This window comes from Butyrivibrio sp. AC2005 (assembly GCF_000424145.1).
GTDB lineage: Bacteria > Bacillota > Clostridia > Lachnospirales > Lachnospiraceae > Butyrivibrio.
The window spans coordinates 1-15720 of the sequence record NZ_AUJI01000064.1 but is presented as its reverse complement, the minus strand read 5'-3'; the positions used below and the strand labels follow the sequence as shown (position 1 = coordinate 15720).

The following is a 15720-nucleotide window of genomic DNA, read 5'->3' as shown; positions in this document are numbered from 1 at the left end:
TATTTCTACAATTACGAACTCAGGCAAGACTTTTTATCCAATCCCCTATGGGCCCCAAAATGCAGAAGATGATCTGATCATTCGTTGCTACAAAATTTCTTCGCATTTATCCTGCATATCCTGCGTGATCTTGTCAAAAGCTGCGGCTCTGGGTGCAAGGTACCCTCCGAGAGATATACCTATGATCGTCACATCCTTCAATTTGAAATAGTCAATGCAAATATCACTGACCAGGATACTATAATGATACCTATAACCAACTTGATGCCCACTTCCGGCCTGAGGTCATAGAATTCCATTTTGCCAAATCCAATCAGAGACATCAGGACTCCAATTATGATCATGATCAATGGTAGCAGCGTCGCAAACAAAAGAAGGAAAATAGCTGCTGCGAAAAAAGCATCTACTCGTAAGCAATCACTGATCATTGAGCTATTCAAAAATCCCACTAGCAAAAAAATGCCTACGAATAGAAAAATAATACCGGCAATGCGAAACAAAAATCCCTCTTCCCAGCTTAAGCGTTTGTGATTCCATATTCCCGGGAGATATGCAAAACCGTGATCTCTCAGATAATGTTCAATGATGGAAAGGAGTTTGTCCTCATCAAATCCAATATTCGCCCAATCCTTATGATCGATTCTTTTTCTCCAAGGCAAATTCTTCGGTGTAGAGAGTGAAAAAACAGCTCTGGTCTCCGTGGACAATGGCGGCTTATAAGTATCTTTGACAAGCAAGGTTTCACCGCCGCAAAACGTTTTGTCTCTGCTAAGTATATATGTCACATAAAAGGAACCGGTGTCCCTGTTGTCAGTTTCTTCCGAGATTTGCTGCGTTTTCCACCTGGCAACAATTTTATTTTTTTGAACAGTTACAACAAAGGGATATTCATCCGAGTTTAGATCCCTTTGTATTAAAGCTTTAAAATCATTAAATTCTTTTCTATTAATCCTTTTCTTCATGTTTTACTTAGTCCATTATCCTACTAGAATTATAATGATTTCCAGTATTGTGTTACCTCACCTATGTTACAACATATTTTCTTGTGATAAAAGCAATAAAAAAGGTAGATCACATTAGACCTACCTCTTAAAAATCATATTTTCTGATATACAGATTAAGATGTAGCTTGAAGTGACCTGTAATCTTTGTAGTGGAAATAAAAGATTAATGCAAAGCTACATACTCCAATAAAGATTCCCCAAATAAGATCATAAGAAGCCCAATGCTTAAAGGAGCTTACAATAAAATCTGTCCATATGTAGGACATGAGTAGTGATGATGCGAGAAAGCCATATTTTGTATGCATAACCCACATACACCCGGCGAACAGAGCTGCAATTATGAGTATTAGGAATACTGGATGAAGTGAACCATGGAATACCTTACTTCTGAGAATCAATCCCACAACAAGAGCAACTACTGCGCTATCAATAAATGATATGTAGTTTACAATGAAAGGCCAAAGAATTTTGAAAAAAGGAAAAGAATAACGATGTTTACAATAAGACCGCCAAGATTAGCACAAATTTCATTCATTTTTATACCGCCTTACATGATGCTAGATGAATCAGTTACATTGTTACTTTTATATTAATATTATACCATTCCGATAGAAAAACAACAATTGATAGCACGATTAAAAGCATTGATTTTTCAAGGCTTTGGGGATGCAAACCGTGTTTACATCCCCAAAAGAACTATATTACAGGAGCAAGTGTGTTTGAAGTCGCGTGATTTTCATAGTCTTGTACTATAGATATTTTTTTATGCAGTGCTTCAATTACGCTATTACTCTTAATGTTTGATGGTTGCTTCTCTTCTATAGTTGCCTCATTTTCCTGGGGTTTCTCTGATTCTGATGAACCTTGTGATAATTTGAGCGTCAGTTCATCTAACCTAGCCGTTTTATCCTTTAATTCTTGTTCCTGGGCAAACGGTTTTCCTAACATGTTTTGAGCATCTGTAAGCTTTTGATTGTAGTTAGTAAGCCTATCTGAAAGGCGTGTAAGCTTATCGCCAAGTCCTTTAAGAACATTATCGAGCCTTTGTATATTGCCAGTACCAGAGTTTCCAAGATAATCAAAGAGATAATGTGATGTAGCACCTTTTAGATGTAGCTTGTATCCACCATGCTGGAGGCCATTTGAGAAGTCATACTTTTCATAGATCTTAACTCAAATACAATATTACTAGCATTATATATGCTATTTCAATAACTCAAAACTCTAGTTGAAGAACAATCTCTTCATCATTCATTTCCCCTGTATCTCTGAATCCTGCCTTACGATACATTGAAAGCGCGTTGGTGTTTGTGTCTTTTGTTGATAAACGAATAATGTTTGCTCCGTGATCCTTAAAATATTGTATGATCTCTTTAAGTACCGCAGTACCGTATCCTTTTCCCTGCAAGCTTTTATCAATCATTAGTCTCCATAACCAATATCTGTCATTCGGATCCTCATACTCTTCATCAAGGGCAAACATTGTAAAGCCCACCATTTTCCCATTGCAGTAAATTGCAAAAGGGCGGGCTACCTTTTCATTTTCTTTTTACAGTATTCCAGGAATCCTCATTTGAAGCAATATATTGCATCTGATCCTTAGCTACTCTAAGCTCGAAGCATTGTTCCATATTTTCTTCTGTAAGATTTCTCAGCTCAATCTTCATTTCAGCAATCCACCTGCTATCCTCGGTATAACTGAACTACCACGAACATTTCTTTATAATCAGTATATTATAAAAACGCAAACTAAAAAGGCAATAAATGAAAAAGAACAGCATATCATACTTTGATATGCCATTCTTTTTATGAAAAGTTTTTAGGTATTCTTTTTATTGAAAAAACAACCTTTGATTATCAAAGGGTTTCCCCTTCTATCAAAAGATGAGGCACAATAGTCTTATCCTTAACTTCCTTGCCATTTATCAGGTCAAATAATACATTAACCGCTTCTGTTGCCACCATGTCTACTGCATTATCTATTGTAGTAAGTCGTGGAATAACGTAATCAAGGACATCAATATTATCAAATCCCATGATACCGAAATCCTCTCCAGCCTTGAGATGCATGCCTCTCAAAGCCTTCATGATCTCCAATGCATATATATCACCAGAGCAGAAGAATGCAGTTTTACCACCTTCTTCATTACTCCTGTTTTTCATGAGAGCTATCACCTTGTCAAGATAGTCCCAGCCACTGATTATGTCCTGTTCTATGTCCTTATGTTTCTTTACAGCAGCTTCAAATCCTTTTTTTCGCTGTTCATGTGTAAAAACATTTTCATTCTTGGCATCACTCAGCGGTGGACATACAAATACAATTTTTCTGTAGCCCTTTGAATATATATGGTTAACAGCTTCAATTGCAGCCGTTGCTTCATCGATGCCTACAAAAGGTATAGACTCATCAACGTTGTTACCAATTATAACAACAGGTTTTCCAAGCTTGTTCACAAATTTGGCAAAGTTCTTTCCCTTTGATACAGGAGACATTATTATGCCTTCAACCCTGTAGTCTACAAGCTTCTCAAGGATCTCTTTTTCCGTATCCTTATTTTTCTCATGAAGGTTTATGCTGACAAAGTATGATTTTTTCTTGGCTTCCAGCTCTATTGCATTGACCATCTGCGCAAAATACTGGTTTCTGATATCAAAAACCAATACTCCAAGATTCTGCGTTTTTCCATTTTTAAGACTGGTTGCAAGTATGTCCGGATGATAATCCAGTTCTTTTGCCGTCCTCAAAATAAGCTCTTTTGTTTCTTCACTTATTCTTCCGGTTCCGCTTAAAGCTCTGTTTACAGTCGTCCGGGATACTTTACAGATCTGTGCAATATCTTTTGTAGTTACACCCATGAGCGATCCTTCCCAATGATTATTTCTCAGTTACTTTGATGCAAATACCATTCCATGATAATGATTCAAGATTGATTACTACATTACCACCTATGATAGCGGATTCGTCCACCTTTTCCAAGCGCACATTATCATGATCTTTCTCATTTGTAGCCTCAACATCTTTGTGATGAAGCTGGACATGCTCCACAATTTTCTCAGCCTCAAATCCCTGAAGATCAAGATTAAGTTCTATCTTCTCATTAATACTGCGATTTATAGCGTAACAGTAAACACATCCATCATCACTGTTATATAAGGTTACCGCCTGAAGCATTCCGCTATGATCATCTGTTACTTCTTCCAATACAGTTCCTCTTGAATGAGATGCCATGTATTTGAACGGCTCATATATTGTCTGATACCAAAGACCTCCATCTTTCTCTGTCATTATCATAGAGCTTATATTTGCTATAAGTGACTGGCACGCAAGTTTAACAATATCGGATTTCTTGATCATCATCATAAGCATTCCGCTAAATAAGAGTGCGTCCTGGAATGAATAGATCATCTCACTGATTGCTGGCGCTATTTGCCATCTGTGTGCCTCAGATTCTTCAACAGTATTTTCAGATGGTCGTGTCCAGACTCCCCACTCATCAAGACTTATCTGAATATCATGTTTTGATCTCTTCTTCGCTTTTGTAACCTTAATTACTGAAGCAACAGTATCAATGAAGTCAGCAAGATTATCAGCCTGACTTAAAAATGCTTCTGTACCTTTGTCCTGTCCGCCATAGTATTGATGAAGTGAGATATAATCCACAAAATCATATGTAAGATCCAGCGCCTCTATCTCCCAGTCAGGGAATGTCGGCATAGAACTGAGTGAACTTCCACATAGAATAGTCTTAACGCCTGGGTCTATTGCTTTCATGGCTTTGGATGTCTCTGCAGCCAGTCTTCCATATTCATATGCAGTCTTATGACCAACCTGCCATTTCCCATCCATTTCGTTTCCAAGGCACCAGTATTTAACGTCGTATGAATCCTTTATTCCGTTTTCAATACGCATATTGCTACAAGTTGAGCCAGAAGGAATATTGCAATACTCAAGGTATCTGATAGCTTCTTCTATCCCCCTTGTTCCAAGGTTGACTGCAAGCATCGGTTCAACACCTGCTTTTTTCACCCATTTCATGAATTCGTCCGTACCAAACTGGTTTGTCTCAATACTTCTCCATGCCGGATCAAGCCGGACAGGTCTCTTTTCACGCGGTCCAACACCATCTTCCCAGCAATATGTCGAAACAAAATTCCCACCGGGATATCTGACAACTGAGATTCCTGATTCCTTTACAGCAGAAAGTACATCCTTCCTAAAACCGTCCTCATCTGCCAATTTATTGTCTGGCTCATATATTCCGGTATATATAACACGTCCCATGTGCTCTGCAAAAGAACCAAACAGAAGGGGACTGATATTTCCTTTTTGAAAATTCTTATTTACAACCGTTTTTACTGTTTTCATTATTTTTCCTTTTACGACTTAAGTCCAGAGCTAGCCATTCCTTCTACGAAGTATTTTTGTCCAAAAAGATATATGATCAGCATAGGCAGAATTGATACAACTGCTCCTGCGAAAGATGCGCCATACTGTATCGAATTCTGACCAACGAAAAGCGCAAGACCATTTGCCAAAGTCCTCATTTTTGTATCGCTGGCTACCAGCATCGGCCATAACAGATCATTCCATGAACCATTAATACTTAGGATTACAAGACATATAACAGCCGATTTTACCTGCGGTAACATAATGCGATAGAATATTCCAAATTCCCCCAGGCCATCTATTCTTGCTGCATCTTCCAGTTCCTTTGGAAGCCCTTCAAATGCTGCCCGCATCATGAATATTGATCCTGCAACCGCTACTCTTGGAATAATCAGCCCCCAGTATGTGTTATACATGCCAAGTTTATACACAACCAAAAACATGGGAACCATGACTACCTGAAATGGGACCATCATCGTTGAAAGTGTAAACAAGAAAAAGAACCCTTTCCCTTTGAAATTTTTTCTTGCATATGCATATCCGGCCATGGAATTTACTACAACTGCGATAGCTGTGGTACCAACCGCATATATGACAGAATTTGTTATATATCTGTATACATCTATCCTGGATTTCAGTTTTTCAAAATTATCTAAAGTAAAGCTGTGTGTAAAAAAGGTCGGAGGATAGGATAATATCTCTTTTTCTGTTTTGAATGCTCCTATCACAAGCCATGACAAAGGAATTATTACCAGTACAGAGATGCAGATAAGAACAAAGTATTTAATTATTCCGGCAGCAATGCTGCCTGTTTTTTCCTTCATCTCAATCCTCCGCATTCATTCTTCTGTATAGAAGAACTGTAATAATCATGATCATCACAAACAGAACAAATGACATTGCAGAAGCGTAACCCATTTCCGAGTTAGCTGAAAATGCGCGTGTATAAACATAAGTCACTGTCGATTCTGTAGTGAAATTCGGACCTCCTCCTGTTGTCATATAGACTATGTCAAAAATCTGAAGGGATCCTGCCAGTCTGGTCATAAGAATGTACCAGAAAGTCGGTCTTATTGACGGAACTGTGACATTTATAAACTGCTGGAGTTTATTTGCTCCATCTATCTCTGCTGCTTCATATATAGAACTGCTGACGTTCTGTATTGCAGTAACATATACTATTGCTGATATTCCAAAGCTCCTCCAGATGGATATGAAGGCCACAACAAAAAGAGTTATTTTAGGATCATTAAAGTAATTGATCCTGCCCATCCCCGCCATCTGTATCATGTATGTAAAAAAGCCCACGTTTGAATGCAGTATCATTTTCCACATAATACCGATTGCTGTAGCTGAGCATATCACCGGAAGGAAATAAACAGCTCTGAAAAACTTATTTCCAGCGGTATTCTTATTTATCATTGCTGCTATTATCATCGCTCCAAAAGTCTGAATCGGAACTTCTATTACTGCAAACAACGCAGTTACTTTCAGACTGTTCAAAAACCTTGAATCTGTAAAAGCTTTTGTAAAGTTGGAAATACCCGCGAAATCAACATGATCAAGTGTCATGTTTGCGTTACAGAAACTTAATACGAATGAGAATACCAGCGGAATAACATTAAACACCAGCAGAAGAATTATGGAAGGAAATATAAAATAATATGCCGACCCATCTGCTGAATGCAGTATTTTCTTTATCTTCTTCATATAGTTTATAACTGCTTTCGCAATTACCCTTTTCTTTTTATATTCCGGGCGGATAAACCGCCCGGACTTGTAATATGGATTTAGTTATATTTACTTACGATATCATCAGCAAGAGTCTGTGCATCCTTGAGAACATCCTCTGCAGGCTTGCCATCAAACAATACAGGCTGTGTAATCTGAGGAAGTACATCATTTATTATCTGTCCTACTCCAGGGAATGCTGAAGATGTAATGAAATCAGATCTTACTGAAGTATCCTTATTTGTCATTGCCATTACCTTAGCATTTGCCTGATACTGCTCATTCTCAATGAGTGACTTAAGGTAAGCAGGACATCCGTTTTCAAGTGACCATGTAAGTGCAGGGCAGTTGCCATCTGCATCCATAGTGTTCCACCATTCGATGAACTTATATGCTGCTGCTTTTTCTTCATCAGTTGCAACTGTTGTAACTGAAAATCCAAGAACCTCAACTGAATTCATTGCACCTGCATCACCTGTAGGAACGGTAGTAATTCCATAATTGATACCTGCTGTATCCATACCTGATGAAAGCCAGGGACCATTTATTGTCATTCCAAGCTGTCCTGCTGTCATCATTGAATCTGTGTCATCTGTAAGAGGGTTGTCACCACTGTCTACAAGGCCTTTGTACATATCAAGAAACTTTGCATATCCTGTATTTCCCTCAAAGTTTGCTGCCCATTTACCGGAATCATCCTTTGTAACGGCCAGGTCGCCAAATCTCTGGATAACATGTGCCATCTGGTAGTTATATGCATAGCAAAGACCGGATCCATAAATGTTTTTGCTTGCATCAGTGATAGCCTTTGAATACTCTACATACTCATCCCATGTCTGAGGTCCTTTTTCAGGATCAAGACCGGCTGCCTCAAAAAGATCTTTGTTCCAGTAAAGATAAAAGCTGACAATCTGGAATGGAATAAGATATGTCTCACCATCCTCTGAACAGTAATCTACGTATGATTCTATGAAATCGTTCTTATCAAGTGATGTCTTGTCAAAGATGTCATTCATGCTCTGCATGTAATCCCCATATGTAAATCTGCTTGCACTTGAGAAGAGCAAAAGTGCAGGTCCCTCTCCTGCAGCAAATGCTGATGAAAGCTGCTCATCAAGATTAGATGAGATGTCCATCTCTACAGTAATGCCATCCTTATTCTCATCATTGAACTTGTTAACAAGCTCTACAAGCTTATCGCCATCAGAACCGGTAAAACTGTTCCAGAACTTTACTGTAACCGGCTTAACCTCTGTAGCCGCATCTTCCGTAGCTGTCTCCTCTGTGTCCTTGCTTTCAGTCACTTCGTTTTTCTCTTCAGATTTCTCTTCTGCCTTACTCTCTGCTGCATTTGCCGCAGAACCAGAGGATGATGATCCGCAACCAGTAAGCGCTGACATTACCATTGCCGCCGACATTAAGACTGATAATACCTTCTTTTTCATTTGTAACCTCCATTTCCCTATTGCGTACACGTGTACGCAAATTGTTAAAATAAAATGCGTACTCGTGTACGCTTTGCTTATTTTCATTCTATATCGCACTTATTTTATTGTCAACACATAAAAAAAGGATTTCTATACTAATTACAATCATCAAAAATTCTTTTTGTTATGATTTTTTTGGATATGCTAACAGAACGAGGATAATGTGATATTGAATATTTCGGACTGTGAGCCCACTCAATTCTCAATTGAGCACCATCTGTTCACGCAATAACACCACTTTGTTTTTCAGGAATACAATTCTCGCCTCAGAATCCCGTGAATGTTTTCTGATGAAAGTAATATTTGAAAACTGTCACTGTTACTCGAAAGCTTTTAGTTCGTATTATGGTGAATAATGCGAACCATCGAGGAAGGAAATTATATTGCAAGTTATCTTTCTACCAACTTTAAGAACTTCTTATGCTTAGCCTGTTATTATATTTGCCATCACTTAACTCTTTGGAACATGACCGTCTCTTCCTTCATTGAGATCTTTCCGACGCAGAAGCCATATTCCAACAATTCCTTCTTGTATTTGAGAAAAGAATGGTCGATCGGTACCCCTGCAATCTCTGCAATCTCAGCATATGTGAGCTTGAAGCTGTCCGTTCCATTATCCCGGATCCATTTCCAAAGATGTTCGTATTTACTCATATCTGTTCATCCTTCACTTTACCATTGCAAAACGCAGCCATCTCTTTTTCCAGCAGCCGGAATACATTCGCAACCAGGTACCCATCCGCTATCGCATGATTCATACGAACCGATACCGGCATTAGAAGTCTCCCATTTTCCTCACGGTATTTCCCCCAGTTGACGATCGGCAGAAAATAGAGGAAACCGTCCGGCAATTCAATATTCAAGGAATCATAAGACAGCCAGGAAATGTAGGATGCGTCAAACCAGTTCGGATGCTTTTCCATATCAAGGGCGTAATCCCTCGTCTGCTTTGCCTTCTCAATATCAGAGACAGCATTTTTGTAAAATGTGGCATAATCCGGATCATAGCTTGTATATACCGGTGTACAAGTCTCCGTATCCTCGTGAAAAATGTACTGAGTGGGATGGATCACATCGTAGCAGATTAGTTCTTCATTCTGCCAGAGATACCCCATTCTGTAATCATCCCGTGAATTCAACACCTTTGAAAGGATATATAGGAAATTGACATAGAACTTCGTTCCACTCTCCTTAGAGTAATTCACAAGCTCCGTCACATCAACCCTTGCTGTTATGGAAGTAGAGCACTTACAATCTTCCGTAAAATGCCGGAACACGCCCTTCCTGTAATATGTTTCTTTATCAATAACTCTGTAGTTCATAATCTTCTTTCCTTCACAGATCATTCTCATTCTTCATCAGCGTGAAGCATAATTTAAATCTTGAGAAACAGTATATTTTTTACTCATTTAAATTCCGATTTGTTAATCAAAAAAGCTTGTAAAAATCAGCCGTGCATTCTCTTCCGGAGATTGTCCCCCGGTATCAACGACCAGGTCATATCCCTCCTTCGGAAACAAGTACTCTGCAGAGGCTTCCGCAGATCCGACGCACCTGTCCCCGCGCTTCAATTCTCTGCGTTTTAAAATATCCAACGGGCAGGTAATCCGCACCTTCCTCAAGGAAAAAGAAGATAGGCTCTCGACCAATTGGTTAAAAATCCGTTCACTTGTTATCACGTGGTCAATGATTATGTCGAAGCCTGCCTCAAGCAATTCTAATGCTTTTGCGCACATATCGCCTGATATCTCAAAAACATCATCTTCATAGATGGTTTCTGTCTGAGAAATCTTCATAAAATCGTCTATGGAAACCACTATACATCTTTTGTGAGCCTCAATAGTTATCAGATTTTGCAGTGCTTTTGCCAAAGTAGATTTTCCACTGCTGGACGGGCCGTTAAGTAAAATAACCTGCTCTTTCATACTCCGTTAATCTCCACTTCATCCAATCCATAAATATACCTTTCATCGGGTTTAAGCATGTGATAAATCAGGGAAATATAATTTATCCTTTTCTATAGATTCAAGTTTTTTACCTCTGTAAAAAAGTCTGTAGTCGTCTCCTCCATCATACACTTCAGAGATGCATTTATCCCTATCCTCTTCAAGAGGCGTAAATCCCAGCATAAACCCGGACTTATCAAGATCTATACGCCTTATAACATCTGTAAGGGCAACTTTTTTCCTGCACAGGACTGACTGCAAAACAGGTATCTCATCCTCTTCCAGCACAATAAAGCAATCAAGATCAGCACAGTAGTACACATTATCCAGTCCTGATGTATAGAACATCTGCAGACCGTATTTATTGATCTGCTCAAAAGAAGAATGAGGCTCGCTGACGCGGACATAATCCCGGTATTTCTGTTTTGCGGCATCATCCATATCCTGTATTGATATGAACGGCTCAACGTTTTTATCAAAAGTACAGAATTCTTCTTTTAGAAAATATCTGTACTGATTTATGATTTCAAAATCCATCTTACGATAAAAACCGGCAGCACTCAGGTCACCAAAGAGATAAAGTCCGTCACAGTCTTTCTCATACTCTTCGATCACTCGTTTCATCAGTTCAGCAGCAAGTCCCTGCTTTCTATAATCAGAGTCAGTCATAACCGTTCCTATCTGGATATAGTTATGAACGGACCCATTTTGTCTGAAACACATTCGATTAGCAGATACATTAGATACCATAATTCCTCCTTCCACATAGGAAAAAGGGATATAATCACCTTCAAAATAGCCATTCGTAACCCAGCCTTCAAAATCAAATCCGAATGTCTTTTGAGTCAGCCCATTCAGCATATGGCGGTATGTATCATCTCTCATGTAATCACTAATAAATTCCATTGCATTTTCCTCTACTACTTTTAGTAAAATGAGCCGTAAACCCCGTCCCCTTGGTCCATCAACGTTCTATGGCCATTTCCTTGCATTTCCATTCTTCACCCATGACCTCATAAGTCTCTGTCTCATCAAGAATGACATCTTTGAATCCCGCTGCTTTATAGCAGTAATACACCGATTCATTATTCTCAAAAACGCCTAAAGACACTTTCTTTGCCCCATAGACATCAAATGCATACTTAAGGGCCAATTTAAGCATCTCCTTCCCTTTTCCTTTCCCTCTTTGTAAAGGATCAACGATAACAAATCCTATGCGTAGCTCATCAACCGCTTCCCCTGGATTTCGCAGAGTAAAGAACCCGGCAATTCCATTCTCATCAAATGCAGTAAACGCCATAAGGAAATCAACAAAGCGAAACTTTTCAGGTGTTAAAGGATATTCCCCCATGACCCCTGCGCTCCACTTGTAAAACGCTTTTTCATCTTTACTCCATGAAATGATAGTATCTGCATCTTCCTTTTTGTAGGGTCTTAATCTAAGCATTGATGTAATTCCTCCGTAGCATGATATTTTTAAAGATAATCTTACTATACCATTATAATAAGAAGGACCACTCCTCACACGAGAAATGGTCTCTTCTACACTGATTCTAATAACTAGCGGAAAATCTACTGCAAAAGTCAGACAACTAAAACACCTCGCAGTAGAAGCATATTGTCTATAAACACATTATCTTCTGAGATAATGTCTGTTTGTATTATTAAGTATAACATACCCCTTAGTGGGGCTAAGCTACAGATCGGTGGTGCTAAATTAAAAATCAATAGTGCTGAGCAAAGATCAGCACCGGTGCTATCAGACCGAAATAATCAGTGATATTTTCCGTTACTCAGAGATGTAGTGACTTTTCGCTTGGTATAACACTTGCTCCATTAATAGTATTGTTCTGTACTAAAACTAATCCGCTGCATAAAATACGCAGTTTACACTCTTATGGATAGAAGTTAAAATCAAAATTGGAAAAGAAATCGATAAGGAAAACTCCGGAATTATGCACAACACCCATGGAACGGGTTTGGATAACCAGTGCAGATTCCGGAGTTTTTCATGGTTCACATTAAAATAGACTTTAAATATCCATTATTCATACCCATAATATTAAGATCGTATCCTTTCCTAATTATCTTGGATATTACTTATAGGTAGAAATATCACTTATATAAAACTTTTTGCATGTCCTGCGATAACAACTTCAAATCCGCCTTTGATTCCCTAAACATCGGAATTATCATCCATGCATGCATCATGCCATCACGCCTGTAAAGAGTTGTCTCAACTCCCTCTGCTTTAAGTTTTTCGTACATAATAAGGCTGTCATCAAGCAGCACCTCAGCATTTGAAACATATAGATACACTGGTGTGCATCCTGTGTAATCACCATAATAAGGAGCCGCCATAGGATTTTGAATTTGATTCTTATCAAGATTTTTCAAATAAGTATTGCACACTTCCTCGCTAAGGTTCTCAAGACAACACTCCGTATTTCGGTTATATCTATAACTTCCAAATTCTCTGTCATACTGAACCGTTGGAGACATAGCAAATGTTCCAGCGGGATAAGGCAGATCTTTCTCCTTTATCTGCAGAAGAAGTGACAGTACCAGATTTCCTCCAGCGCTCTCACCTGCTACAACTATATTATTTGAATCATACTTCTGGATGAGCTTTTCATATACTTTTAAACAGTCTTCCGGTGCTGCAGGAAATGGGTGCTCCGGTGCAAGTCGATAATCAACAGAAATGACGTTGAGTCCAAATTTTTTTGCCATGTAAGTCGTCAGATTTCTTCTGACAAAAGAGGAGCCTGTTACAAATCCACCTCCATGGATATAATAGATTATCTTGTCTGTAGGATTACCTTTTTTGACAAGCTTTTCAACAGGAACACCGTTCATTGTTCCGTTTTGGACTCTTATGCATTTAGGAACTCTTACAAACCTGACTTGCTCTACCTCATTCCGACGACGTTTTTCATAATCTACCGCCCCCGCAATGTATGTTTTTTTGCTTTTCATGACATTATTGAAAATAATACTATGCATTAAACTCATTATTATTTCCTCCAAGCTAGTAATATTGTATATATTATTAGCGCAGAATTGTTGTATTCATGTGAAATAATATGTATTTTCGTGAATCAAACAGAGCCTGCATACACAGACTCTAATATTATCTTCGAATAATCGGCGATATTTCTTCCGCAACTCATATTTTTATCATAGTTATGGAAGTTTTGCTGGTATTAAAAGCGGGAAGTATTTTTACTAATTTTGCAGCACCCTGCTGCAAAATTATAAATGCATTCTGTTTTCAATATCTTCCAAAGATGGCAAATTATCCAAAAGCTCAGGTTTAATCTTACTTGAAACCCTATACTCGCTTATACCTATAGGTTTATTTATATCTTGAAGAGCATATTCCGCAACTACTTTATCTTTGCCCTTACACAAAAGCAAGCCGAGAGTTGGATTATCCATATCCGATTTCAATTCCCCATCTACAGCCGACAAATAAAACGATAACTTGCCTGCAAATTCTGGTTCAAAGTCTACAGTCTTAAGCTCAACAACAAAGTAGCAATGCAATTTTACATTGTAAAAAAGTAAATCAATGAAATAGTCCTTTTCACCGACATGAAGAGGATACTGTCTTCCCAAAAACGAAAAACCACTTCCGAACTCCATCAATACCTTAGTAATCTGAGCAACCATAGCATCTTCAAGGTCTTTTTCCATTAACGGAGCCGCTGAAGGAATAAAGTCAAAAACATAAGGGTCTTTAATAATCTCCTCAGCGAGTTCTCCTAACGGCGCGGACAGTTGAGTCTTATAATTTGTGGTTTTCTCAACTAAAACTTGTCTGTTATATAATCCGCTCTCTATCTCATGTCTTAGCACATTGCTTGACCACCCCTGCTCAAGACATTGGCGAGAATACCATAGAAATTCTTCCGTATCACTAACTTGGTCAATCAAAAACATAATTGATCGCCAATTTATTTTTGCAGCACCCTGCTGCAAAACTTCCTCAGAAGGTATTATTTCCGCATATTTCTTCATATAATTCAGATTTCTGGCAGAATAACCCTTTGCGGTTGGGTATTCCATCCTTAAGTCCTTAGAAAGATTCTCTATAAACTTGTTCCCCCAAACAGCATGCTCGACTATCGTTTTTCCAATATGCCAATACATTATATTCCGTTCAACATTTGCTGTATTCATGACAGTTTTTTGAGCTGTCATAATATGACTTTTAATTTCCTCTAATACAGAAAAATAATCCTCTTTTAGCATAATACTATTATCTGACATACGTTCACCTCACTGCTCATAAGTATATTGTCTATGGCAGACAAATTCAATGATTGTAGAAATTATTCATAACATGCTTTATTTCTGTTACATCATTTATCTGATATGTAGCAAAACCATATATGTCAGGTGCATTTTGACGATTGCTCCATTTCTAATGCTTCGGTTGCAGTTTTAAAGGTATACTCCCCATTATTAGTGCTTATGGCTTTTTGACTGACTATACCCACGGGTAAGCCCGTGGGGTTCTGATTGGCAAGCGTAGCTTGTAATCGTACATCATTTTCAGACTTTGGAGTTACAAGTGTAAATCTGTTTGAATCAGGACTTTCATTACCAAGCAGTCCAACGACCACATTAGCGGTAAATTTCTGCTTTTCAGCAAGGAAGTATAGTCAATCTCCCTGATTATTAAGTTGTTAAGCTACGTTAATTCCACTGTTTAATATCTTGATTTTATATGCCTTGATCCAGGTGATTAAGGCTTTTTCTTTATTGTATTGTGCCTCAAAAGTCTTAGCACATTTGTCTTTATCTATATTTTGCGTTTTAGGTTCATAGCAATAGAGCAGGAATGATGAATACCAGTCTCTTTGTACTTCAGTGCCATCATGAAGTTTATACAATCTATCGGAGAGCTTCTTTTTTATATAGTCATCAGCCGTATGGTCATACTGTGATGCTCTGTAATTGTTTGGGACTTCAATATAAGTTCCACCTGTGGCTTTGAATTTTCTTTCCAATGTGGTCTGGAAACCACCGGGGCATCTGTTCTTTACAGACTTACCGAAACGTTTTTTCTTATTAAACTTACCTTTATCGTTTTTGGTAGTCTCTTTTGATCGTTTCATAAGCTTGCCTGCATTCTTAGGCTCAGTTACAATTATTTC

15 protein-coding genes and 2 pseudogenes are annotated in these 15720 nt (G+C 38.3%); all 17 read right to left on the bottom strand.

Annotation, left to right across the window (positions count from 1 at the left end):
* Positions 1 to 197 precede the first annotated feature (197 nt).
* Positions 198 to 962 carry a hypothetical protein gene (locus tag G602_RS0116075; protein WP_026659200.1) on the bottom strand — a complete coding sequence of 255 codons (765 nt, stop codon included), beginning with the start codon at positions 960 to 962 and terminating at the stop codon, positions 198 to 200.
* A gap of 738 nt (positions 963 to 1700) precedes the next feature.
* Positions 1701 to 1952 carry a hypothetical protein gene (locus G602_RS0116065; RefSeq protein WP_026659899.1) on the bottom strand — a complete coding sequence of 84 codons (252 nt, stop codon included), beginning with the start codon at positions 1950 to 1952 and terminating at the stop codon, positions 1701 to 1703.
* A gap of 268 nt (positions 1953 to 2220) precedes the next feature.
* Positions 2221 to 2529 (bottom strand): annotated as a pseudogene (locus G602_RS0116060) (GNAT family N-acetyltransferase); the annotation flags it as partial.
* 13 nt (positions 2530 to 2542) lie between these two features.
* Positions 2543 to 2671: a hypothetical protein gene (locus tag G602_RS31775; protein ID WP_256374991.1), complete on the bottom strand. Its 129-nt coding sequence runs from the start codon at positions 2669 to 2671 to the stop codon at positions 2543 to 2545.
* A gap of 190 nt (positions 2672 to 2861) precedes the next feature.
* Positions 2862 to 3860: a LacI family DNA-binding transcriptional regulator gene (locus tag G602_RS0116050; RefSeq protein WP_026659896.1), complete on the bottom strand. Its 999-nt coding sequence runs from the start codon at positions 3858 to 3860 to the stop codon at positions 2862 to 2864.
* Between the two features lie 19 nt (positions 3861 to 3879).
* Positions 3880 to 5370, bottom strand: coding sequence for an alpha-N-arabinofuranosidase (locus G602_RS0116045; protein ID WP_026659895.1), 1491 nt, complete (start codon positions 5368 to 5370; stop codon positions 3880 to 3882).
* 11 nt (positions 5371 to 5381) lie between these two features.
* Entirely contained in the window at positions 5382 to 6215 is an 834-nt protein-coding gene (locus G602_RS0116040; protein ID WP_026659894.1) for a carbohydrate ABC transporter permease, read from the bottom strand.
* A gap of 1 nt (position 6216) precedes the next feature.
* Positions 6217 to 7101, bottom strand: coding sequence for a carbohydrate ABC transporter permease (locus tag G602_RS0116035; protein WP_044932460.1), 885 nt, complete (start codon positions 7099 to 7101; stop codon positions 6217 to 6219).
* 80 nt (positions 7102 to 7181) lie between these two features.
* Complete coding sequence (locus tag G602_RS0116030) at positions 7182 to 8567, bottom strand: extracellular solute-binding protein (protein ID WP_026659892.1); 1386 nt, start codon at positions 8565 to 8567, stop codon at positions 7182 to 7184.
* Positions 8568 to 9056: 489 nt separating this feature from the next.
* Positions 9057 to 9263: a hypothetical protein gene (locus G602_RS0116025; protein WP_026659890.1), complete on the bottom strand. Its 207-nt coding sequence runs from the start codon at positions 9261 to 9263 to the stop codon at positions 9057 to 9059.
* Positions 9260 to 9955 carry a CatA-like O-acetyltransferase, family 3 gene (locus tag G602_RS0116020; protein ID WP_330369211.1) on the bottom strand — a complete coding sequence of 232 codons (696 nt, stop codon included), beginning with the start codon at positions 9953 to 9955 and terminating at the stop codon, positions 9260 to 9262. Before G602_RS0116020 ends, G602_RS0116025 begins: the two co-directional genes overlap by 4 nt.
* A gap of 78 nt (positions 9956 to 10033) precedes the next feature.
* Positions 10034 to 10534, bottom strand: coding sequence for a phosphotransferase-like protein (locus G602_RS0116015; protein ID WP_026659888.1), 501 nt, complete (start codon positions 10532 to 10534; stop codon positions 10034 to 10036).
* Between the two features lie 51 nt (positions 10535 to 10585).
* On the bottom strand, positions 10586 to 11461 hold the full coding sequence (locus tag G602_RS0116010; RefSeq protein ID WP_026659887.1) for a GNAT family N-acetyltransferase: 876 nt from the start codon (positions 11459 to 11461) through the stop codon (positions 10586 to 10588).
* 58 nt (positions 11462 to 11519) lie between these two features.
* On the bottom strand, positions 11520 to 12002 hold the full coding sequence (locus tag G602_RS0116005; RefSeq protein ID WP_026659886.1) for a GNAT family N-acetyltransferase: 483 nt from the start codon (positions 12000 to 12002) through the stop codon (positions 11520 to 11522).
* 668 nt (positions 12003 to 12670) lie between these two features.
* Positions 12671 to 13570, bottom strand: coding sequence for an alpha/beta hydrolase (locus G602_RS0116000; RefSeq protein ID WP_026659885.1), 900 nt, complete (start codon positions 13568 to 13570; stop codon positions 12671 to 12673).
* Between the two features lie 240 nt (positions 13571 to 13810).
* A complete protein-coding gene (locus G602_RS0115995) occupies positions 13811 to 14830 on the bottom strand; it encodes a PDDEXK nuclease domain-containing protein (protein ID WP_196808705.1) in 1020 nt (339 codons plus the stop codon).
* A gap of 419 nt (positions 14831 to 15249) precedes the next feature.
* Positions 15250 to 15720, bottom strand: a pseudogene (locus G602_RS27055) (hypothetical protein); the annotation flags it as partial.